Raw genomic sequence first — 21,637 nt, 5'->3', positions numbered from 1 at the left:
AGCGAATTCATCATTCCGGAGCGGACCTTGCTCCACCCCCATGGCGTTCGGTCATTCAACGCCACTTTTCAGTCATCCGTTCCCCGACCCTCGCAGTCGCACGCGTGATCGCGTGGGGTCTGCGACCGTTCCTCCCAGTTGTCCGCCTCCCCCGCACCACTCCCCTCGAACCGGAATCCAGGATTCAGAATTCTTTTCGCATCAGGGCCAGCAGATGCTTTCCGCCGATGGTGAGTTCGGCGGCCCCCTCCAAGGCGTCGAGTGCCTGGGCGACCCCGTCCCGGTAGCGCGCGTCGAATGCGGCGAGCGCGATCCGCTCATAGGTCTCCGACAACAGCCGGGAAAACGGAACCAATTCCTCCCCCCAGGGCATTCGATGGTCCCAGGAGCCGTCCGCCGCGTAAAGATCCGTGACGTCCGTGAGTGCGCGGATTCTCGCCCGGCGGACACCGCGCAGCAGGGCGAGTGCCAGGGTGTCCGCACGCTCGTCCGCGCCGATGCCCAGCGCACCGTATCCATGCCGGCCCACCTGGGGTTCGCCCGGCTCCGTGCCGGTGAGCGGGGTGAAGACGAACGGGAGGTCGGCGCAGGCCGCGCCGAAGGCGGGGGCCCGCTCCTCGACGAGGGCGCGGGCGGCCGCGAGTGCGGCACCCAGTCGCTCGGCGGACGCCGCGTCGAGCGTGGCGGCGGGTGCGGCGAAGCAGTCGCGGTACGGGTCGAGGTCGTCGATCACGAAGCCGCCGCCCGGCAGGTCCCCGGGCGCGGCGAACGCGCGCACCGGCAGCCAGCCGGGCTCCGCCGTGCCGGTGTGCCGGATCCGCCGTTCGGGGCCGCCGGCCGGGGGGGCCACCAGGAACCCGCCGCCGGCCGCGCGCAGCAGCACGGTGCCGTTCCCGTCGGGACCGGCGACCGTGAGCCGGCCGACGGAGGGCAGGACGACCTCGCCGTCGCGGAGGGAGACCGGCGCCCGGAGCCCGTCGAGACCGGCGCGCACGACGGCGGCGGCCAACAGGGCCCGCACCCCGTCCACGGCCCCGTCCACGGCGTCCGGCCGTTCCTCGTGCAGGGCGTCCAGCGCGTCGAGCAGCCGGGTGCGCGCGTACGGGTGGGCGAGCACGGAGTCCAGCGCCCCGGCGCCCTCGGGCGAGCCCTCCAGCACGCCCGCCAGCTCCCAGGCCGCCGCCCAGGGCGCGCCGCCCCTGCCGTCCAGATCGGCGTGGAGCCGGGCGAGCAGGGTGCGGGTCAGGTCCTCCTGGGCCGCGAGCAGTTCACCGGGGTCGGTCACGGCGGGAGCCACCGCGTACACCGGCGTACGGGCCTCGATGCCCCGCACCAGCGCGGCGAGGTCCTGGCAGTAGACCGAGGGGTTGTCGAAGCCGTCGCCCTCCTCCGTGGAGGCGTAGCGATGGGTGTACAGCCCTCCCCCGCACGAACGTACGACGGGGCAGGACCGACACGTCTCGCTGACGCCCGCCAGACCGAGCTGCCTGGCGCGCACCCCGGGGTGGGCGGCGACCTCGTCGAAGGGGTGCGAGAACACGTCGAAGCCGGTGGCCGCCGCGCCCTCGTAGGCGCTCTTCAGTGAATCCACCTGCTCCAGCCGGCCGTCCGTCTCGACGACGACGAGGTCGGTCGGGGCGAGGCCCAGCGATTCGGTCAGACTGGGGCCGCCGTTCAGCGTCGAGGCGACCGAGGAGAAGATCCGCACCGGCACCGGGCACCCCTGCTCCTGCCAGCGGTCGTGGACCGCGAGGAGCCAGTCGGCGTAGGCCGTGGGCGAACCGTCCGGCCGCAGCGGCGGATCGTCCCAGGTGGCGTGCGGCAGCAGGAAGTCGATCAGCGGTGGTTCGAGCTCCGTGAGCGCGTCGAGCACCGCGTGCGGGTCGTTGCGGATGTCGACCGTGCAGAGCAGACCGAGGTAGAGATGGCGGTAGCGCTCCTGCCGGAGCAGTTCGACCGCTCTGAGGACCAGCGGATGGCTGCTGCGTCCGTCGGCGAAGCGCCGATGGCGGTCATTGGCCGTGCGGTCGCCGTCGAGGGAGATCCCCACCTTGACGTCGTACTCGCAGAAGAGGTCGAGATAGCGCGGGCTGAGCTGCAGGCCATTGGTGTGGATCCGGAGATCCAGCGCGGCGACGCCGTCGAAGGCGGCGGTCAGCTCCTCGCACACCCGGCGCAGCCGGGCGGGGCCCGCCAGCAGAGGCTCCCCTCCGTGCAGGATTACTGACACGGAGGGCAGTGCATGTGTCTTGGCATGCTCAGCCAGCCGCTGAGCAGTCCTGAAGATGACTTCGTCAGAGATTGTTTTCGGACGGGTTCGCCAGCTCTGATCTGCATGTTCGTAGACATAGCAATGGTCACAGGCAAGATCGCACCTGCTGTGAACCTTGAGTACGACTTCACGGAAAGGGACCAGGGGTCCTGTCATTCCACCAGTCTAGCCAGCTCGGAAGGGTGATCCGGACGACAGCCGCGCGGGCGGATAGTTCCGTATACGGGTGTTGTCAGAGTGATGAGTTGAAGGTGGATGCCTGGCTGGGGCGGCCGGCGGAGGCGACATGCACCCGACCGAGCTTCCTGGCGGCTTCGCCACCACGCGCGTCGATCGCGGCGAGCGGCACACGGCTCTTCTTCGCACCGGCGAAGGAGAGGGAGGATTCGATGGTCTTCACGGCCGTCCTTGAGGGGATTCGTTCCGATGGAATGGTTCCGGACAGGAAACCAGCGTTGGTACCTGCACCATTGCAGTGTCCGGCGGCACGACTTTACTCTCATGACCTCGGTTGGCAACTGAGGTCGCCGACTTGGAACGAGAGCGTCACACGGGACCGGCCCCGATCAAGCGGAACTTAAGATTCCGCCATCTGGGTGACGACATAACCGCAGACGGGAGCGAACATGACGGCGATTCCCGGACCACTGCAGAGCATGGTCTTCAGGAACGCTGATCTGCCGGAGCTGTTTCACCACACCGACGCCATTGCGGTCTCCCGTCAGCGGGAGGCGGTGAATACGACCCGCTGGCAGCTGATCCTGCTGGTCGCGGGCACGGTGCCGGCCGCGCTGCCGTGGCGGGCGGAGGTGGCCGGGGGGCTCCAACTCACGGACTTCGTCGCGGTGTTGGCGTACGCGGGGGTGCTGGTGACGACGTATCTGGCGTCTCGGCGGAAAGCAAAGTCGCATTGGCAACTGAATCGGTCCGCAGCGGAGTTCATCAAATCGATGTGCTGGCGCTACTCCGTGCATGGCTCACCTTTCGATACGGGCACCCAGCACCCGGAGGCCGTGTTCGCCAACCGGCTGGAGGAGGGGCTTCAGGAGCTGCGGAAGGTGGGGTGGGCCGATCCCCGGGATCTCACGGCGGATTCCGGCGGGCTGATCACGGATTCCATGCGCGCATTGCGGGACAAGGCATTCACGGTGCGCAAGGAGACCTATGTGCGCGACCGGCTCATCGAGCAGCGCACCTGGTACCGCAGGCGGCAGGAGGTGTCCCGGCGGGCCACGCTCGTCTGGTCGTCGACGATCGCCGCGCTGACGGCGCTCGCGCTGCTGCTCTCGCTGTTCAGGGCCTTCTCGGCCGGGCAGTCCTTCGCACTGACCGGGGTGCTCTCCGCCGCGGCGGCCTCCTGTCTCGCCTGGGTGGAGATGCGCCGCCACCACCCGCTGATCTCGGCCCACTCGCTGGTGGAGAAGGACCTGGAGTCGATGCAGGTGGCCATGGAGACGACGCTCACCGAACGGCAGTGGCCGCGCGCGGTCTTCGAGACGGAGCGGATCGTCTCCCCGCAGCACACCGACTGGCTGGCCCGCCACCAGATGTGACGGGCCGGCGGGGTCAGTCGCGCTCCACCCCGTCGCGCCAGATCACCGTGACCGGGCGGCCGAGGCCGCGGGCATAGGTGACGATGTCGCCGGTGCCGCCGAGGCCCCGGGCGGGGCGACCGTCCCAGACCGCGAGCAGGCGGTCGCAGTGGTCGGCGATATAGGCGCCGGCCGCGTAGTAGGCCTCGTCGGTGGAGTGCGGGAAGTCGAGCCTGACCTCGCGTACGGCACGGGCCTTGAGGGCCCGGTAGCGGGCCAGTTCGGCGCCGTCGGCGAAGCAGTCCTCGTAGTCGCCGCTGGGGATGACCGCGGTCAGCCGGGCGCCCTGGGCGAGGGCGAGGTCGGCGAAGATCTGGTCGGCCCCGACGGCCAGACTGGAGAGCGCCTCCACACAGCCGTCGATGCCGCCGAGCGCCGCCCGCATCGTCGCGAGCACATGCTCGTGCACCTCCTGCGGAATGCTGCGATGGCCGGTCACTCCGATGCGTTTCACGGACCTGGAACCCCCTGGGGTGTCTGCCGGGGGTTCCCGGAGGGCATCCCTCCGGGCGGCACAGCATCCGCCCCCGTTGCTCCTGCGCGACCGTCCTGCGGCACATCATCTCAAAAGCCGCGGGGTCCGCGGGAGCCCCCGCCCGCAATTCGGGCGGGGGCTCGGGGTGTTCGACCGGCGCATTCGAGGCTCGACCGGCTCCGGAGCGCGGAGCCGGCCGGACCCGGCGTCAGTAGACGCTGACGCCGTACGCGCTGAGCGCCTCGGTGACCGGCTGGAAGAACGTCGTACCGCCCGAACTGCAGTCGCCGCTGCCGCCCGAGGTCAGGCCGATCGCCTTGGAGCCGGAGTACAGCGGACCGCCGGAGTCGCCGGGCTCGGCGCAGACGTTCGTCCTGATCATGCCGTAGACGATCTCGCCGTTGCCGTAGTTGACCGTGGCGTTGAGCCCCGTGACGCTGCCGCTGTGGATGCCGGTGGTGGAGCCCCGGCGGGTGACGGACATCCCCACCGTGGCATTGGCCGCGCTGGTGATGTCGACGCTGCCCACGGTGCCCGCGTGGGCCACGGAGGCGTTGTCGTACCGGACGATGCCGTAGTCGTTGTTCGGGAAGCTCGACCCGACGGTCGGACCGATGTACGTGGTGTTGGAGGAGTTGGTGTACCAGGGCGGGTTGCCGTCGGTGCAGTGGCCCGCCGTCAGGAAGTAGTACGTGCTGCCGCTGCGGACGTTGAATCCGAGGGAGCAGCGCCAGCCGGGCGCGTAGATGGCGTCGCCGCCGGAGAGCAGCTTGCTGAACGTGCCGGAGGTGCGTTCGACACGCAGGGCCCCGGCGTTGGCGCCGGCGGATTCCTTGATGTGCCGGATCTGCGCGTCGGTGACCCGGCTGTCGGCGGTGACGACGACCTTCTTCGTCACCGGGTCGACGTTCCAGGCCGTGCCGGCCACATCGGCGCCGAGCACGGCGTCGCTCGCGGCGGAGAGCTGGTTCACGCTGTACGTACCGGTGGTGCTGGCCTGTGCGCTGGGGACGGCGAGCGCGGCGACCGCCACGAGACCGGCGGCCAGGGCGACGGCCCGGCTGCGTCTGGCGGTACCGCTGAGGGGGGTGGTGCGCTTGATCCTCACTTGTTCCCTCCCGAGGGGGGTCGGGGGTCCGCCTGTGGGGTGGTCGGACCCGTGAGGCGCAGTCAGGCGCACGGCACGCGTCCGCATTCCGGAACCGCCGTGTCCCTGACAAGCGCTGCAGCGGAGTATTCAAGGCGTCAACTTCCGGCGCAAGACCGCCCTTTGGCCTGAGGTCGCACCGTCCGGGACAGCGGAGGGCCCCGGCGGAGAACGCTCCGCCGGGGCCCTCCGCTCCAGGCCGCTCAGCCGTCGATCCGCCGCCGCTCCCCCGCCTCGACGGCCACCGGGAGCGTGTTGCCGGGCGGCGGGAAGGGGCAGATGAAATGGTCGGCGAAGGCGCACGGCGGCAGCAGCGCGCGGTTGAGGTCGACGGTCACCGAACCGTCCGCGGCCGGGGCGGCCGGCCGCAGGAACCGGAAGCGGTAGCTGCTGTTCCCACTGGTGGTGTCCGCGAAGACCGCCCAGAGCGAGCCGTCGTTCTCCACCGCGACCCGCAGGGTGTGCGGGGTGCCGTCCAGGGTGAAGGCGATCTCCCCGCCGAGCCCCAGCCCGCGCTCGACGCCGTCCGCGTTCTCCACCCGCACGCTGTGCGCGGTCCCGTACGGCCGGAAGGTGCCCGGCACGCTCCAGCGCGGGTCGTAGGGCGTGGCCTCGATGGTCCGGAAGGCCCGCCGGGCCGGCGCGTCCGGGTCGAAGTCCCGTACCGCCCATAGCCCTTCACGGCTCAGCACCACGAGCCTGCGCCGCCCCGCGGCCAGCCGGGACTCCTCGATCGGCCCCCGGTCGGCGCCGAGCAGGACCTGCCCGGTGAGGGGTTCCCCGTCGACGGTCAGCCCGTCCTCGGGGCCCGCCGTGAGCGCGATCCGGTCGCCGTCCTCCCGCCAGAGGCCCGGGACGGCCGGAATTCGCCCCTCCGGGTGGTCGGAGAGCCAGTGGGTGCCGGTGAGGGAGAGCGGCCCGTACGGCGACGCGACCGCCGCGGTCCGCTCCTCGTGCCAGTGGTTCCAGTCCCGTTCCGCCTGCGTCTGCGCTTCCGTGCTCATGGGATCAACCCTTCCACACCGGCTCGTCGAGTCCGAGGTGCGACCGCAGCGTGGAGCCGGTGTACGCGGTGCGGAACACCCCCTGTTCCTGGAGGAGCGGGACCACCCGGTCGACGAACGCGCCGAGCCCGCCCGGGGTGAGCCGGGGGACGAGGAGGAATCCGTCGGCGGCCCCCTCCGCGACGTACTCCGCCAGCCCGGCCGCCACCGTCCGGGGGCTGCCGACGAACGGCTGGCGGTCCGTCGAGCGCTGCGGCCGGATCCCCGCCGCCCGCCGCCGCGCCTCGGCGTCGCTGTCCCCCAGCACCACCCCGATGCCCGGCAGGATCTTCAGTTCGTCCGGGCGCCGCCCGTGCGCGGCCAGCCGCCCGTCCAGGTCCGCGCGCAGCGCCCGGCCCCGGGCGGGGGTGCCGAGCGGGACGACGAGGACATCGGCCGAGGCCGCGGCGGCGGCGCGGTCCCTCGGCGCGTCCCCGGTCCGGATGACCACCGGGCGCCCCTGCGGGCAGCGCGGGACGGTGAACTCTCCCTCCGAGACGAAGTGCCGGCCCCGGTGGGCGAAGGGGCGCGGGGTGCCGTCGGGGGCCCAGGAGTCCCACAGGGTCCGGACGGCGGTGAGGAACTCCTCGGCGCGCGCGTCCTCCTGGTCACCGCCCCCGGGCTCCCCGGCGGCGTGCCATCCGGCGCGGCCCGCGCTGAGGTGGTCGAGCGTGGCGAGCCTGCGGGCCAGGAGGTACGGCTCCCCCGGCGCGGTGCCCGCGGTGGCGGCCAGGCCGATCCGGTCGGTGACGGCCGCGAGCGCGCCCAGCGCGGTGAGGGGGTCGGGGTAGCCGGTCCCGCTCCCCGGGCCCCGTGCTCCCGCGTACGCCGGCGGCCGGGACGTCCCGGGAAGGAGGAGGAAGTCGAACAACCCGCGTTCGGCCGTACGCGCGAGGCGTTCGAGCGCGGAGAACTCGTTCCGGTCCGGCGCACCGGGGCCCCGCCGGTCCGTTCCACCGTTCGCATCCGGGAAGTGCACGGCGAGACACATCTGTTCCGAGGCGGTCGTCATACTCGTTCCCCCGCCCGGCTGCGCCGGCCGGCCGGGCGGCCCAGCCCCAGGTGCTCGCGCAGGGTGCCGCCGGGGTGGAAGGTGCGGAAGAGGCTGCGGTGCTGGAGCAGGGCCACGGTCCCGTTGACGATCCGTTCGAGGTCGCGTGCGGGGGTGATCGGAGTGAGGTGGAATCCGTCGACGGCCCCGGCCCGGTGCCACCGGGTGATGAGGTCGGCGAGGTCGACCGGGCCGCCCCGGTAGTACGTGCCGTGCCCCGCGAGCGGCGGCCCGCTCGCCAGTCCGGGTTCCGGGGGCGCCTCGGCGTCCCCGAGGTCGACGGTGAGCGCGGCGAGGATCCGCAGCTCACCGGGGTCGCGTCCGTGGTCCGCGGCGCGGCGGCGCACGTCGTCGCCGATCTCGGCGGTCCGCTCCGGGGTGGTGGCCCGGACCAGGACCACGTCGGCGTGGCGGGCCGCGACCTCCCTGGCCGGTTCCGCCGTGCCGTCCACGACGGTCACGGGGCGGCCCTGCGGGGGCGGCGGCGGGGCGGCCGCCCGCTGCCGGGGAGCGCCGTCCGTCTCCCGCACCCCCTCCGTCCAGCCGTCCCACAACCGCTCCCCCGCCCCGGCGAATGCGGCGGCCGCGCTCCACAGTCCTGCGGCGGGCGCGGCGCGGCGGCCGAACAGCCGGGCCTCGGCCTCGGTCGTCGAGACGTCCACGCACCAGCCCGCCCGGCCCCGGCTGACCCAGTCCAGCGTGGCCACGGCGGAGGCCACGGCGAACGGGTCGGTGTGGGTGGTGGCGATCCTCGGCACGAGCCCGACCCTGCGGGTGGCGGGCGCGACGCGCGAGAGCACCGCCGGAGCGTCGGGGCCGGGCCGGGCGAAGGAGTCCCCGAGCGTGACGAAGTCCAGGGCCCCGCGCTCGGCGAGACGGGCGAGGCCCGTGTAGTGGGCCGGGTCGTACCGGGGCGGGCCACCGATCTCGGCGGCCAGATGGAGCGGTCGGAAGGGAGACATGACGGGCTCTTTCGAAGGTCGGTACGGGGTCCGCGCCCCGACGGGCCGCTACGGCACCCGGCCGTACGACGCCCGTCGGCAGGACCCCCACGGGAGGGTCAGGACCGGTCCGGCGGATCGGGGGCGGGTTCGAGGGCGGGAACGGGAGCGGAGACGGGCCCGGAGGCGAGGGCTGCTTCGGAAACGGATTCGGGACCGAGAACGGGACCGGGACCGGGAGCTGCTTCGGAGGCGGCGACGGATTCGGCGACGGATTCGGGGGCGTCGACGGATTCGGGCACGGCCCCGGGGTGGGAACCGTCCCGATGGGGCCCGAGCCGGGTGTCCCCGGCCGCCGTGATCCGCAGCAGGGACTCCAGCGCGGCGCGCGCGGTGGCGTCGTTCTGGGCGAACGTCACGCCTCCGGTGCGTGGTCGGGTGAAGGCACCGCTGGTGCGGGCCGAGGTGTGGGGCCCGAGCGCGAAGCGGCGGGGGTGACGGGTTCCGTCGCGGCCGAGGATCCGGCCGTCGCCCGGGTCGACCGCGAGCAGCCCGGAGGCGGTGGCCGCGGCCCCGTCCTCGTACAGCGCACGGAGCAGGGCGGAACGGGTGTGCCGGGTCGAGGGGTCCGGGAGCCGGGCCTCGACGAGGGCGCGGGCCTCGGTCCGCTCCCCCGGGACGGTGGTGCCGAGGGCGCGGAAGAGGCCCTTCTCCTCGTCGGTCTCGACCGTCGTGCCGGCACCGAGGAAGCGGACGATCCCTGCCTCGGACAGGGCGAGGAGCTGGCGCAGCCGGGGGCCGGGCGGGCCGGAGGCGAGATAGCTGAAGAAGCCGTGCCAGTGGTCGCCGATGTCCCCGATCCCGGCCAACTGGCCGTATACGGAGAGGAGTCCGAGGAAGACCGCGAGGTCTTCACTGTGTTCCGGATCGTGCCGGCGGGCGAGATCGGCGGCGATGTAGGCGCGCGTCGCCTCCTGGAGGGCCTCGGCGGAGTCGTACCGCACGCCCTCCAGCGGGCGGTCGAGCGCGTCCAGGTCGAGCCGGTCGGCGGGGTCGGGGACGGCGGCGGCTATCAGCTCCCTCAGCTCGGCGCTGCCCGGTGCGGCGGCCGCGTACTTCTCCTCGAAGGAGGCCCGGTCGGAGGCGGTGCGCCCGGGGTGGGCGGTGAAGAGCCGGTGGTAGTGGGCGTGGCCCAGCTCCTTGTCGATATGGGGCCAGAGGTCGCGGCGGAAGTCGAGCGGGCGTCCCCGCCCGAGGAGTTCGGCGGTCCGCTCGGGCCCGAAGAAGCGCGGCAGTGCGGGCCGCTCGCCCTGCCAGCCGTAACCGATCTTGGAGTGGTACGGGACGCCGCGCCGCGATCCGACGTACAGGACGGGCTCCCGGCCGGAGGGCACGTACGCCCCGTTCTCGTACCGGCCGCCCCGGCCCTCGGTGAGCAGCACCATCAGGTCGATGAAGGCGAGTCCGAAACCGCGCACGATGACGGGCTCGCCCGCGGGCAGGACGTCGAGATCGGTGTCGGCGGTGAAGTCGGGCGGCAGGTGGACGAGGCCGTGGCGGCGGGCGAAGCGGGCGAGCCGGCGCTGTTCGGCGTCCGGTTCGCCGTCCAGATGACCGAGGGTGAGGACGACGAGGTCGGCGTCGAGCGGCGGGCCGTCCTCCAGGTGGACGCGCTGGCGGCCGTCTCGGGGCCCGGTGACGCGAAGGGCGCGGCGGCGGTGCTCGTGGACGGTGACGGAGGGCGGCAGCGCGGCGATCGCCCGCGCGTACACCCAGCGCAGATAGGTGCCCTGCAGCCGCCGGCTGGGGAAGTCCTGTCCGCGCAGGCCCTCGATCTCGGCGCGGAGCCGGGGGTCGTCGGTGACGGATCCGGCTCCGGCGGCCCAGGCGTCGAGGGCGGGGCCGGGCCGGACGGGGCCCTCCATGCGGACGGTCTCGTCGGTGAACATGGTGACGTCCTCGGCCATGGAGTTCATCCACAGCAGGGGTGACTGGCCGTCACGCCAGATCCGGCCGCCGCCCGGCGGGTAGGGGTCGACGAGGTGGAGGTCGAGCGGGCGGTCGTCCCACAGGGCGGGGGCGTTGGCGGCGAGGCGTTCGACGAGGCCGGTGCCGCGGGGTCCCGCGCCGACGACGACGAGGGACGCGGCGGGCGTCACCGGGCACCCGCGCGGGTGCGGCGGTGCGGACCGGGGGCGGGGGGAACCGGTGCGGAAGGCATCGGCGGACGAAGGCAGGGCTGCGCGGGCATGCGGAGGCTCCGTGGATGCGGCGATCGAGCACGGCGCGCGCCCCCGGCACGGAGAACAGCTTCCGGTACGGCATCCGGACGGGCCCCTCAGCCCGGTCCGGTACTCCGAGACAATCCCGGTGCGCGGGGCGCTGTCAAGCCCGTCCACACTGTGAGCCGTGCACCCGGGGGCAGTTGACGGTTCACCCGGATGCCTGGTCCACTGGTGCCATGTATGCGCAGCAGTGGCTGGTCAGGCGCTCCCACATCGACTTCGGTCGCGTGTGGTCCTGTTCCTGTTGAGCGCGCCCTCTGCTTCTCCGCTTCCCGCTCGCGCCGTGACCGGCGCCTGAGCCCCTTTCCCTGCGCGCCCCCGGACACACAGCTTCCGCACCACCCTCCCCTCACCGGTCCCGTCCGCCGGACGGGACCACGGCCGTACGTACGCCGGTTCCCGAAGCCTGCGTACGGCGCTTCCCGAAGATGACGCGGCCTCAGCGGCCTCAGCGGCCTCAGCAGCTGCAGTCGCAGCAGTCACAGCCGTCGCAGCAGTCGCCACAGTTGCTGCAGCAGTCGCATGCCTCGCAGCAGCTTCCGCAGTCGCAGTCGCACTGGCTGCACAGTCCTTCGCGCCGCTGGTGGCTCCAGGGGTCCTCGAAGGTGCCGCAGCACATCTGGCAGGTGCAGGCGAGCCCCGCCCAGACCAGGCAGCCCATGATCAGCCCGCGCCGGTCGCGCGGGGGCTCGGGCGGCGGCTGCGGCGGGCCGAAGGGCGCACCGGGTCCCGCCGGGGCGTACGGATTGCCGGGCGGCGGGCCGAACGCGCCCGTGGGACCGGTTTCTGACGGGCCGCCGGACGCCGTGAGCAGTCCGCCCTCCCGGTGCGAGCAGCTGTCCGTGGCGAAGGCCCGGTCGACGGAGCGGCGCAGTTCGTGGGCGAGCAGCACATGGGCGAGCCGGCCGTCGGTGAACTCGGTGTCGCGCAGCGCCAGCCGTATGCCGTGCAGCGCGTCGTCGCAGAGCCTGCGGGCCTCGGCGCGCGAGGTGCCGGTGGCGGTGAGCGGGTTCCACGCCCCGGACGCGGCGTCCGCCTCCTGGTCCTCGACGGCGTCCAGGAGATGGGCGAGGCGACCGAAGAGCCGGCCCGCCTCGGCCAGGGGTCCGGCGTTCCGGGGCCGGCCGGCGAGGATCGCGGTGTGGGCGAAGGCCGCCGCGGTGGCGGTCTCGGTGGGTTCGGTGACCGTGAGCACCGGGGTGCCGGGGCCGGCGAGCAGCTCGATGCCGGTCTGCCGGTCGACGGCGTCCACGAGGACGGCGGTGTCGAAGCCGAGCCTGGCTCCGGCGCGGGCTCCGGCCCGGTCCCAGCCCGCGGCCACCCGGCGGGCGGCGGCGGCCACCGGGCGGCGCGCCAACAGGCCGTCCCGGTCGGCGACGTGGTCGCGCACCTTGGCGGAGGCCAGCACGAGGGAGACGGCGGCGGCGAGCCGGGCGCCCTCGCCGCGTGCGACGGGCGCGGTCCGCATCGCGCGGAGCGGGCAGGGGCCCGCGGTGCGGCGCTGCGCGGGGGTGCGTTCGGTCTGAGCCTCCGTCAGGACCGAGACGATCAGACCGTCATAGTTCGTGACGATGCGGGCGAACTGTCCGTGGTCGGAGCGAAGTGCCAGACAGAGCCCGCAGAGATGGGCCATCCACTCGGTCTTCAGCCCCTCCGACAGGCGGTGGGCACAGGGCCTGACGATTCCGAACACGACCATCCCCCGGGAGTCGTTCAGTTGTGCGCGGCGCTCGGCCGCCTGCGCGACGTGCATCGTATCGAGTGATCCGTTCACCCGTACGTCCCCCATGTCACCCGTACGGACCGGAGGAGCATATTTTCCTATGTCCAGGGGCCGTATGCGGGACGTACCTTGACGAATCACCACATGTTCTGCACCAGTACCGTCACGAATGCCCTGCGCGCCGCCTATCCCCTTGGCGCACGATCCGCATCATGGACGACCATAGGGATACGAAGGACATGCGGAACACCAAGGAACCGCGGTGAGAGGAGGCGTCCATGGGATCGGTGCGCAAGGCGAGTGCCTGGCTGGGCCTCGTGGAGGACAACGACGAGCGGTACTACGACGACGAGGAGTACGTCGAGGGCGCGCGGACCGGGACGACCGGCCCGGCCCAGGCCTGGGTGACCGACCCGCGGGTGCGGGTGGCCACCGAGACGGCCGAGGAGACGGGCCGCCGCATCGCCACCGTGACCCCCGACAGCTTCCGGGACGCCCGGAGCATCGGTGAGCTGTTCCGGGACGGCGTCCCGGTGATCATGAACCTCACGTCCATGGACGCGGCCGACGCCAAGCGCGTGGTGGACTTCGCCGCGGGCCTGATCTTCGGGCTGCGCGGCTCGATCGACCGCGTGGCCACCCGGGTCTTCCTGCTGAGCCCCGCCGACACCCACGTCGTCAGCGGCGAAGCCGTCGGCCGGCCGGCCGACGGCTTCTTCAACCAGAGCTGAGCAGGGTGCTCACCGGAAAGCGTCCAGACCGGTGAGCGCCTTGCCCAGCACCAGCTGGTGCATCTCCACGGTTCCCTCGTAGGTGAGCACCGATTCCAGATTCGTCGCATGCCGCATCACCGGGTACTCCAGGGAGATCCCGTTCGCGCCGAGGACCGTGCGCGCGGTGCGGCAGATCTCGATGGCCTCCCGCACGTTGTTCAGCTTCCCGAAACTGACCTGCTCGGGGCGGAGCCTGCCCGCGTCCATCCGGCGGCCGAGGTGGTGGGCGAGCAGGATGCCCTTGTGCAGTTCGACGGCCATGTCGGCGAGCTTGGCCTGGGTGAGCTGGAAGCCGCCGATCGGCTTCCCGAACTGCTCACGCGTCCTCGCGTAGTCGACGGCCGTCTCGAACGCCGACCTGGCCGCGCCCATGGCCCCCCAGACGATGCCGTAGCGGGCGTGGCTGAGACAGCTGAGCGGGCCGCGCAGCCCGGTGGCGCCGGGCAGCACCGCGTCGGCGGGCAGCCGCACCCCGTCCAGGATCAGCTCACTGGTGACCGAGGCGCGCAGCGACCACTTGTGCCTGATCTCCGGTGCGGAGAAGCCGGGGGCGTCGGTGGGGACCAGGAAGCCGCGGATGCCGGCGGCCCCGCCGTCCCGGTCCGTCTGTGCCCAGACGACGGCGACCCCGGCGACGGAACCGTTGGTGATCCACATCTTGCGGCCGTCGAGCACCCAGTCCTCGCCGTCCCGCTCGGCGAAGGTCCGCATGCCCGCGGGGTCGGAGCCGTGGTCCGGTTCGGTGAGGCCGAAGCAGCCGATGGTCTCGCCGGCCGCCATGCCGGGCAGCCACCGCTGCTTCTGTTCCTCGGAGCCGAAGCGGTGGATCGCGTACATCGCGAGGGAGCCCTGGACGGAGACGAGCGAGCGGATGCCCGAGTCGGCGGCCTCCAGCTCCAGGCAGGCCAGTCCGTACTGGACGGCGGTGGCGCCCGCGCAGCCGTAGCCCTCCAGGGACATGCCCAGCGCCCCGAGCGAGCCGAGTTCGCGGGCCAGTTCGCGGATGCCGGGCAGTTCGCCGTTCTCGTACCACTCGGCGATGTGCGGCAGGACCCGGTCGGTGGCCCAGGACCGGACGGTGTCGCGGATCGCGAGGTCCTCGGCGCCCAGCAGATCGTCGATGCCGATCGGGTCGCGGGGGTCGAAGGGCGGGAGCTTGGCGGACGGGACGGTGGACATGAGGGGGTGCCTCCGGCGGCTCGCACGGTACGGGGTCGATGGCGACCGGGGCCGGTGGACGGCCCGGGTCGGCGCGTCGAAAACTAGCAGTGTTAATTGGGCGACGTGCCGACGTTACGGCTCAGTGCGCCGTGCGTCCAGAGCCCGTGGCCTCGGCCGGACGGCGGCGCGCGGGGAGACGGAGCAGCACCTCGGGCCGCTCCTGGGCCGGCTGCTCGCCGGGGGCGGGGACGGCGCCGGGTGCGGCGCTCCCCGTCGCGGGGCGGGGCGCGGGCATCGTCCGGCCGGCCCCGGTGCGGACGGGTTCGCGGTGCGGCGACGGGCACTCCATCAGGCGGGGCAGCCGGAGTGCGGCGAGCGCCCCGAGCAGCAGCAGACCGGCGCTGACCAGCAGGGTGAGGTGCAGTCCCGAGACGAAGGCGTCCCGGGCGGTGGTGCGCAGCAGGGTGCCGAGCGGGCCGCCGAGCCGGGCGGCCTCCTGGTAGGCCTCGCCGAGGGAGTGTGCGGCGGCCGCGCCGGCGGAGGCCGGGACGCCCTCGTCGGGGAGCCGGGCGAGGCCGGGGGCGTAGGCCGCGTTCATGACGCTGCCGAGCAGCGCGATGCCCATGCCGGCGCCCAGCTGGTAGGAGGTCTCGCCGATCGCGGCGGCGCCGCCCGCCCGGTCGGCGGGCGCGTCGCTGAGCATCGACTCGTAGGCGCCGAACAGCGTGGACTGGAGGCCGAAGCCGAGCACCACGAAGGCGGCGGTCAGCAGCGCGGGCCGGTCGTGCGTGCCCATCGCGGTCAGCGTGAGCACCGCGGCGGCCGTCAGCACGAAACCGGCCCCGACCATCCGGCGCGGGCCGACCCGGCGCAGGGTGTACGAACCGGTGGCGCCGGCCGCGATGGCGGCGAAGGTGAGCGGGAGCAGCCGCAGCCCGGTCTCCAGCGGGCTCAGGCCGAGGACGAGCTGGAGGTACTGGACGGCTATCAGCTCCAGGCCGACCAGGGCCAGCATGGCGAGGACGATGCAGCCGACCGCGGTGGAGAAGGCGGGCCGGGCGAACATGCCGATGTCGACCAGCGGATGCGTGCGCCGCTTCTGCCGGCGGACGAAGGCGGCCAGCAGCCCGGCCCCGGCCAGCAGTGGCAGGACGGTGGCCGGGGCGAGCAGCCCCTCGCCGCCGCCGGCCCGTTTGACCCCGAGGACCACGCCGAGGACCCCGGCGGCGGCCATCAGCGCGCCAAGGACGTCCCAGGGTCCGTCGTGGGCGCCCCGGGACTCCGGCAGGAGCAGCCGGCCGACCGGCAGCATCAGGGCCATCAGCGGGATGTTGATCAGGAAGACCGAGCCCCACCAGAAGTGCTCGACGAGGAAGCCGCCGATGACCGGTCCGGTGGCGGCGCCCACGGCGGCGACGGCGCTCCACACGCCGATGGCCACGGCCCGTTCCCGCCGGTCGGGGAAGACCTGCCGCAGGATCGACAGGGTGGCGGGCATGATCATCGCGCCGCCGACGCCGAGCAGCGCACGGGCGGCGATGAGCACCCCGGCGCTGCCGGCCAGGGCCGCGACGGCCGAGGCGATCCCGAAGAGGGCGTAGCCGAGCAGCAGGACGCGCCGTCTGCCCACCCGGTCACCGAGCGTGCCGAAGAGGATCAGCAGCGAGGCGCAGACCAGCGGATAGGCGTCCACGATCCACAGCAGGGCCTCGGCGCCGGGGCGCAGGTCCTCGGTGACGGCCGGGACGGCGACGTGCAGCACGGTCGCGTCGAGCGCCACGAGCAGCAGGCTGAGGCAGAGCACGACCAGGACGACCCAGCGGTTGGCGCCGCCGGCGGCCTCGCGCAGACGGATGCGGGCCGTGGTCGTTCCTGACATGCAGCTACCTCCCAAGAAGTCCCTCGCACTCGGCGGGCACCCCGGGGACGCGGTACCGCTGTCCCCCGGACCCGGCATCGACGGGCGAGTGATCCGCAGCGTACGCGAGTTCGGCAGGGCCACACGTGGCCGATCTCATAGCCCCCGGCGCCGTCGAGTGTGGCGTACGCCACGGCGGGCGGTTCGGCCGCCCCCCTCTCCCTCCCTGTGCGCGACCTGCGCGGACCGGTCAGGGCGGCCGGATCCGGGGCCGTCCGGACGCCTCGGCGCCCTTCGGGCGAGGCCTTCCGGTAACCGGACCGCCACCGTCCGTTCAGCTCGGCCGACCCCCGGATACGGCCGGAATACGCCCCGGTATTTTTTTCCGTCCATCACCGAATGCTTTTATGGAAAGACCTCCGGCGGAATACGGAAAAAGAGATCGGGAAATCCGGGGCGGCCGGGGAAAACAGGCCCGTACGAGACGCGGGCCACATCACATCGTCATCACAAAGCGCCCGGATCGACCGGGTCACCCACTCACTCGCTGTAACGTCGATTGGGTGCGTACCGACATCTTTGCCCGCCTGGACCGGGAGCCGGAGCCGCCGAAGATAGAGACACCGCGGATGAGCCGTCACCGCATCGCTCTCTTCGGCGGGACGTTGGCCTTCTACGTGGCCATCGTCATTGCCGTGCTCATGTCGTCCTGGCTGGTGGCCCTGGACTGGAAGGTCATGCTCTTCCGGCCGTACCAGCAGTGGCCCGGCATCCACGCCTTCCTCGACTACTACGTCGTCCTCGGCCAGCGCGGACCGACGGCCGTCATGGTCGCCTGCTGGCTCGGCTGGCGCTCCTGGCGCCAGCACACGCTGCGGCCGCTGCTGACGCTCGGCGCGTCGCTGCTGCTGCTCAACCTGTCGGTGGGAGCGGTCAAGATCGGCCTCGGCCGGCTCGGCCCGCACTACGCGACCCGGATCGGATCGGCGGAGCTCTTCGCCGGCGGCGATATATTTCCCTCGGGTCACACCGCGAACGCCGTCGTGACCTGGGGCATCCTCGCCTACCTGGCCGCCACCCCGCGGGCCAGGCGCTATCTGTCGGCCATGTCCGCACTGGTCTCCCTGGGCGTCGGCCTCACGACGGTCTATCTCGGTACGCACTGGCTCAGCGACGTGCTCCTCGGCTGGGCCGCGGGGCTGCTGATCCTGCTGGGCCTGCCCTGGGTCGAACCGCTGATCACCCGGGCCGAGAACTGGATCTTCGCCGCCCGCGAGTGGCTGTCCGCCCGCGGCCGGACCCCGGCCCCGGCGCCCGTCGCCGCCGGCACCCCCCGCCCCGCGCCCGCGGCCCTGCCGGCCGTCGGCGAGGGCGCCCCGCAGAGCGCCGCCCGCGAGACCACCGGGAGCGGGCACCCCCCGGCGGTGGTCACGGCCGCGGGAGGCCGTCCACGCGCCCTGTCCGGGCCGTCCGGGCACCAGGGCCACCCGGCCCGCTCCGAGCGGCCCCCCGTCCCGCTCTCCGGCAGCCGCCGCCCGGCGCCGCACACGGACCGCGCACCGCGCGGCGGCGCGGCCCCGCGGCCGGTGGCCGGCGGCTGAACCCGCGCGCACCGAAGCCCCCGACTCCGGTCGGGGGCTTCGGTGCGTCCGGGCGCGGCGGGCTCAGCCGGTCCAGCAGCGCCGGACGACACCCGCGTCGACCTCGAAGTTGATCCGGCCGGACTGGAACTCCATGGTGATCACGGTGCCCGGGGGCAGCGCTCTGACGGTGGCCCAGCCGCGCTCCCGGGCGCGCCGCTCGGCGGCCTCGGAGGTGAGGCCGACATACGCGCCCGGCGGGTCGTCGGGCCGGGCCGGAGGGTTCGGTACGGGTGCCATACCCCTCACCGTAGGCGGCCCGGGACGGCGGCGGAAGCGGGGGCGTCACCCGGTCGCAGGGCATCCGCATGCCCCGCGCCGGTCACACTTGTGTCACAAGATCACTACACACGTTCGCCCCATAACCCCCCGACCGAACGTGCGATTCTGCGACGGACGCACAGTAATCACACAGTCTCTGAAAGGATCATCACACCGGCCCGAATGGGGGACGGAAACAAGCGGAATAATCACCACCGGTTGACACCCGTTTCCCCCGGCAATGACCACCCGTAAATGAACACACCACCGGGAATTCACTCATCCTTATCGCAGCCTTATCCGGAGGAGGTGATATCCACACCATCCGACCGCCCCGCCCCTTCGGCCCGCTTCCGCCCGTATACCGGACATCCGGATCCTCCGCATTCCGTCCCCGCGCCGGGCCCCCGCCGACGGACGCGGCCGGTGTCCCCGGACGGCTCCCCCGGCCCCGTCCGCACGGGCCCCGGCCCCCTCGTCGCGGGCCCCGGTTCGATTCTGTTCGCCTTCCCGCGTGACCCCGGCGGCGGATCGCCCGTTGTCTCCTTCATGAGCCGGGAACCGCCCGGCGCACGTACCGAGTTCGAGGAGCCACCCGTGCCGCGCATGCTCGACGTCAGCGAGGACGTACGCGCCGAGATCGGCGATGCCGAAGCCGACCGGCTGCTCATCGGCGACAACGCCCCCGGCAGCTACGACTGCACCTCCTGCCGGACCCCCGGCGATTCCGAACAGGAGCGCACCAGCACGGTGCTCTTCGTCGGCGAGGAGACCGCCGTCCTCGCGTTCGCCCATGCGACCTGCATTCCCTCCCAGGTCGTCCAGGTCGCCGAGGAACAGTTGCAGGGGGCCGTGCGCAGCATCACCGGGAGCGAGCCGGAGGACCTCGACCGGGCGCCCGAGCAGGCGGTGCTCGGCATCACCAGCGGCCTCGTCCTGATCGACGACGAGCTGCACCCCGCGTTGGTGGTCGAGCCGACCGGGCCGATCGCCCGGCCGGGGACCGGCGGAGGCGGCGGCGACGAGTTCCTGCCGCTCCTGCTGGAGCAGGGTTTCCGCCCGGTGCACCGGATGGAGCAGGTCCCCGAGGTGCTGCACGGCTGGTCGATCCTGCTGGCCATGGGGCAGCTGCACGCGGTGCTCCAGCCCGGCACGGGCGGTGGCGCCCCGGTCGCCTGGTGGCAGGCGCACGCGCCCCTCCAGGTCACCGAGGGCTGGCGGACCGCCGCCAACAAGTCGCAGACCGTGCTCGTGTACGCGGCGCCCGCCGGCTCCATCGGCCAGCAGCCGCGCGAGGACCTGCTGCGCGACGCCCTGGAGAAGGCCACCGCGAGCGGGCTGCTGGTCGCCGCCGCGATGCCGCTGGCCGGGACCTGATCATGACGGCACGAGCGGAGCACTCGCGTCTTTCTCCCGTTCGGCCGCATCCCACGGAGGGCGGGGTCGTTGGCACATACGTGCACGCATACGACCCCTCTCACCAGCGTCCGAGCCCGATCCCCGCGATGCGCCCCGCGCGGGACCCCTCGGGCGGCCCGTCCCAGACCCCGATCTACGACGCGCTGTACTCCGAGTACCGCCGGTCGTTCCGGGCGCTGCCGGGTGACCGGAGCGGCGAGGAGAGTCTGGCGATGCCGGCCTTCGGCGCCGGCTTCTTCGCCACCCGCGCTCCGCTGGGCGTCCCCGCGGCCGCCTCGGGCCCCGGGGGCGGCATGAGCGGCCCCGGCGCCTCCACGGGCAGCCGTGCGGGCTCCCTGGGCTCCTGGCAGCGGGTCGGCCGGCACGCGGGCCGCGGCAGGCCGCCGGCGGCCCTGCCGCCCGGCTCCGGGGACGCCTGACGCGGGCCGCCCCCGCACGACGGAGCCCCTGGCCCACTCGCCGGACGAGTGGGCCAGGGGCTCCGTCGTGTCCCCGTACGGGGTTACTTGTTGCGGCCGCGCTTCTCGCGGACCCGCACCGAGATGTGGATCGGGGTGCCCTCGAAGCCGAACTCCTCGCGCAGCCTGCGCTCCACGAAGCGGCGGTAGCCGTGCTCCAGGAAGCCGGAGGCGAAGAGGACGAAGCGCGGCGGCTTGGTGCCCGCCTGGGTGCCGAAGAGGATGCGGGGCTGCTTGCCGCCGCGCACCGGGTGCGGGTGGGAGGCGACGATCTCGCCGAGGAAGGCGTTCAGCCGGCCCGTGGGGACCCGGGTCTCCCAGCCCTCCAGGGCCGTCTCGATCGCCGGGACCAGCTTCTCCATGTGCCGGCCGGTGAGCGCCGAGACATTGACCCGGGGGGCCCAGGCGACCTGACCCAGCTCCGTCTCGATCTCGCGCTCCAGGTAGTAGCGGCGCTCCTCGTCGAGGGTGTCCCACTTGTTGAAGGCGAGGACGACGGCGCGCCCGGCCTCCACGGCCATGGTGACGATGCGCTGGTCCTGGACGCTGATCGACTCGCTGGCGTCGATCAGGACGACGGCGACCTCCGCCTTCTCCACGGCGGCGGCCGTACGCAGCGAGGCGTAGTAGTCCGCGCCCTCCTGGAGGTGGACGCGGCGGCGGATGCCGGCCGTGTCGATGAACTTCCAGGTGATGCCGCCGAGCTGGATCAGCTCGTCGACCGGGTCACGGGTGGTGCCGGCCAGCTCGTTGACGACGACGCGCTCCTCGTTGGCCACCTTGTTCAGCAGCGAGGACTTGCCGACGTTGGGGCGGCCGATCAGCGCGATGCGGCGCGGGCCGCCGGGGGCGCTGCCGAAGGACTGCGCGGGCGCCTCGGGCAGCGCTTCCAGGACGGCGTCGAGCAGGTCGCCGGTGCCGCGGCCGTGCAGCGAGGAGACCGGGTGCGGTTCGCCGAGGCCGAGCGACCAGAGCGCGGTGGCGTCCGCCTCGCCGCTCTGCCCGTCGACCTTGTTGGCGCAGAGCACGACGGGCTTGCCGGCCCGGCGCAGCAGCTTGACGACGGCCTCGTCGGTGTCGGTGGCGCCGACGGTCGAGTCGACGACGAAGACGACGGCGTCGGCCGTCTCGATGGCGTACTCCGCCTGGGCGGCCACGGAGGCGTCCAGGCCCAGCACGTCCTGCTCCCAGCCGCCGGTGTCGACGACCTTGAAGCGGCGGCCCGCCCACTCGGCCTCGTAGCTGACGCGGTCGCGGGTGACGCCCGGCTTGTCCTGGACGACGGCCTCGCGACGGCCGATGATCCGGTTCACCAGGGTCGACTTGCCGACGTTCGGGCGGCCGACGACCGCGAGCACGGGCAGCGGGCCGTGACCGGCCTCGCCGATGGCACCCTCGACGTCCTCGGGGTCGAACCCCTCCTGCGCGGCGAGCTCCATGAACTCCGCGTACTCGGCATCGCCAAGCGCTCCGTGCTCGTGGTCCGAGCCGCCGGAGTGAATCTGGTCGTTCATGAAGTCCGTTCCTCTTTGCATCAT

18 protein-coding genes are annotated in these 21,637 nt (G+C 73.0%); 5 read left to right on the top strand and 13 right to left on the bottom strand.

All coding sequences use genetic code 11. From position 1 onward, the window contains the following. Positions 1–184: 184 nt before the first annotated feature. Both fxsBH and fxsA read right to left on the bottom strand, forming a co-directional pair. Positions 185–2,428 (bottom strand): radical SAM/SPASM protein FxsBH, inactivated beta-hydroxylase extension form, encoded by a 2,244-nt coding sequence (gene fxsBH / locus ACFVDM_RS34255; RefSeq protein ID WP_383649892.1) that lies wholly within the window; start codon positions 2,426–2,428, stop codon positions 185–187. Between the two features lie 76 nt (positions 2,429–2,504). Then, positions 2,505–2,672, bottom strand: a complete 168-nt coding sequence (fxsA, locus tag ACFVDM_RS34250) for an FxSxx-COOH cyclophane-containing RiPP peptide (RefSeq protein WP_383649889.1) — start codon at positions 2,670–2,672, stop codon at positions 2,505–2,507. A 226-nt stretch (positions 2,673–2,898) separates the two neighbouring features. Here fxsA and ACFVDM_RS34245 point away from each other — a divergent pair, with 226 nt between their 5' ends. Continuing rightward, positions 2,899–3,825 carry a DUF4231 domain-containing protein gene (locus ACFVDM_RS34245; protein WP_383649886.1) on the top strand — a complete coding sequence of 309 codons (927 nt, stop codon included), beginning with the start codon at positions 2,899–2,901 and terminating at the stop codon, positions 3,823–3,825. Between the two features lie 13 nt (positions 3,826–3,838). Here the strand turns inward: ACFVDM_RS34245 and ACFVDM_RS34240 are convergent, their stop codons facing one another. From ACFVDM_RS34240 to ACFVDM_RS34210, 7 genes are all read right to left on the bottom strand, one after another. Further along, positions 3,839–4,318, bottom strand: coding sequence for a hypothetical protein (locus ACFVDM_RS34240; protein ID WP_383649880.1), 480 nt, complete (start codon positions 4,316–4,318; stop codon positions 3,839–3,841). A 229-nt stretch (positions 4,319–4,547) separates the two neighbouring features. Then, entirely contained in the window at positions 4,548–5,447 is a 900-nt protein-coding gene (locus tag ACFVDM_RS34235; protein WP_383649875.1) for a S1 family peptidase, read from the bottom strand. 242 nt (positions 5,448–5,689) lie between these two features. Next, entirely contained in the window at positions 5,690–6,490 is an 801-nt protein-coding gene (locus ACFVDM_RS34230) for a DUF1684 domain-containing protein (protein WP_383649870.1), read from the bottom strand. A gap of 4 nt (positions 6,491–6,494) precedes the next feature. Continuing rightward, positions 6,495–7,541, bottom strand: coding sequence for an LLM class flavin-dependent oxidoreductase (locus ACFVDM_RS34225; RefSeq protein WP_383649866.1), 1,047 nt, complete (start codon positions 7,539–7,541; stop codon positions 6,495–6,497). Further along, positions 7,538–8,542, bottom strand: a complete 1,005-nt coding sequence (locus tag ACFVDM_RS34220; RefSeq protein ID WP_383649862.1) for an LLM class flavin-dependent oxidoreductase — start codon at positions 8,540–8,542, stop codon at positions 7,538–7,540. The genes ACFVDM_RS34225 and ACFVDM_RS34220 overlap by 4 nt, the downstream gene beginning before the upstream one ends. Before the next feature lie 98 nt (positions 8,543–8,640). Continuing rightward, positions 8,641–10,680 (bottom strand): FAD/NAD(P)-binding protein, encoded by a 2,040-nt coding sequence (locus tag ACFVDM_RS34215; RefSeq protein ID WP_383649856.1) that lies wholly within the window; start codon positions 10,678–10,680, stop codon positions 8,641–8,643. Positions 10,681–11,263: 583 nt separating this feature from the next. Further along, the gene (locus ACFVDM_RS34210) at positions 11,264–12,559 is read right to left on the bottom strand and encodes a DUF5685 family protein (RefSeq protein WP_383649852.1); all 1,296 of its coding nucleotides are present in this window, start codon (positions 12,557–12,559) and stop codon (positions 11,264–11,266) included. Between the two features lie 248 nt (positions 12,560–12,807). Here ACFVDM_RS34210 and ACFVDM_RS34205 point away from each other — a divergent pair, with 248 nt between their 5' ends. After that, the gene (locus ACFVDM_RS34205) at positions 12,808–13,260 is read left to right on the top strand and encodes a cell division protein SepF (RefSeq protein ID WP_383649848.1); all 453 of its coding nucleotides are present in this window, start codon (positions 12,808–12,810) and stop codon (positions 13,258–13,260) included. Between the two features lie 9 nt (positions 13,261–13,269). On the opposite strand, the gene ACFVDM_RS34200 is transcribed toward ACFVDM_RS34205, so the two are convergent. Next, positions 13,270–14,481 carry an acyl-CoA dehydrogenase family protein gene (locus tag ACFVDM_RS34200; RefSeq protein ID WP_383649844.1) on the bottom strand — a complete coding sequence of 404 codons (1,212 nt, stop codon included), beginning with the start codon at positions 14,479–14,481 and terminating at the stop codon, positions 13,270–13,272. Positions 14,482–14,602: 121 nt separating this feature from the next. After that, entirely contained in the window at positions 14,603–16,342 is a 1,740-nt protein-coding gene (locus ACFVDM_RS34195) for an MFS transporter (protein WP_383649840.1), read from the bottom strand. Between the two features lie 542 nt (positions 16,343–16,884). Between ACFVDM_RS34195 and ACFVDM_RS34190 the strand changes: the two genes are divergently transcribed. Then, positions 16,885–17,922 (top strand): phosphatase PAP2 family protein, encoded by a 1,038-nt coding sequence (locus tag ACFVDM_RS34190; protein ID WP_383649834.1) that lies wholly within the window; start codon positions 16,885–16,887, stop codon positions 17,920–17,922. Positions 17,923–17,985: 63 nt separating this feature from the next. On the opposite strand, the gene ACFVDM_RS34185 is transcribed toward ACFVDM_RS34190, so the two are convergent. Continuing rightward, positions 17,986–18,201, bottom strand: coding sequence for an I78 family peptidase inhibitor (locus ACFVDM_RS34185; RefSeq protein WP_383649831.1), 216 nt, complete (start codon positions 18,199–18,201; stop codon positions 17,986–17,988). Positions 18,202–18,819: 618 nt separating this feature from the next. On the opposite strand from ACFVDM_RS34185, the gene ACFVDM_RS34180 reads away from it, so the two are divergent. After that, positions 18,820–19,599, top strand: a complete 780-nt coding sequence (locus tag ACFVDM_RS34180; RefSeq protein WP_383649828.1) for a hypothetical protein — start codon at positions 18,820–18,822, stop codon at positions 19,597–19,599. A 128-nt stretch (positions 19,600–19,727) separates the two neighbouring features. Then, positions 19,728–20,060 carry a hypothetical protein gene (locus ACFVDM_RS34175; RefSeq protein ID WP_383649825.1) on the top strand — a complete coding sequence of 111 codons (333 nt, stop codon included), beginning with the start codon at positions 19,728–19,730 and terminating at the stop codon, positions 20,058–20,060. 83 nt (positions 20,061–20,143) lie between these two features. On the opposite strand, the gene der is transcribed toward ACFVDM_RS34175, so the two are convergent. Next, entirely contained in the window at positions 20,144–21,613 is a 1,470-nt protein-coding gene (gene der, locus ACFVDM_RS34170) for a ribosome biogenesis GTPase Der (protein WP_383649823.1), read from the bottom strand. Positions 21,614–21,637 lie beyond the last annotated feature (24 nt).

The sequence above is a fragment of the Streptomyces sp. NPDC057682 genome (genome assembly GCF_042799575.1).
Classification (GTDB): domain Bacteria; phylum Actinomycetota; class Actinomycetes; order Streptomycetales; family Streptomycetaceae; genus Streptomyces.
Note: the sequence above shows the minus strand (reverse complement) of the source record. Positions and strands in the feature narration are given on the sequence as shown.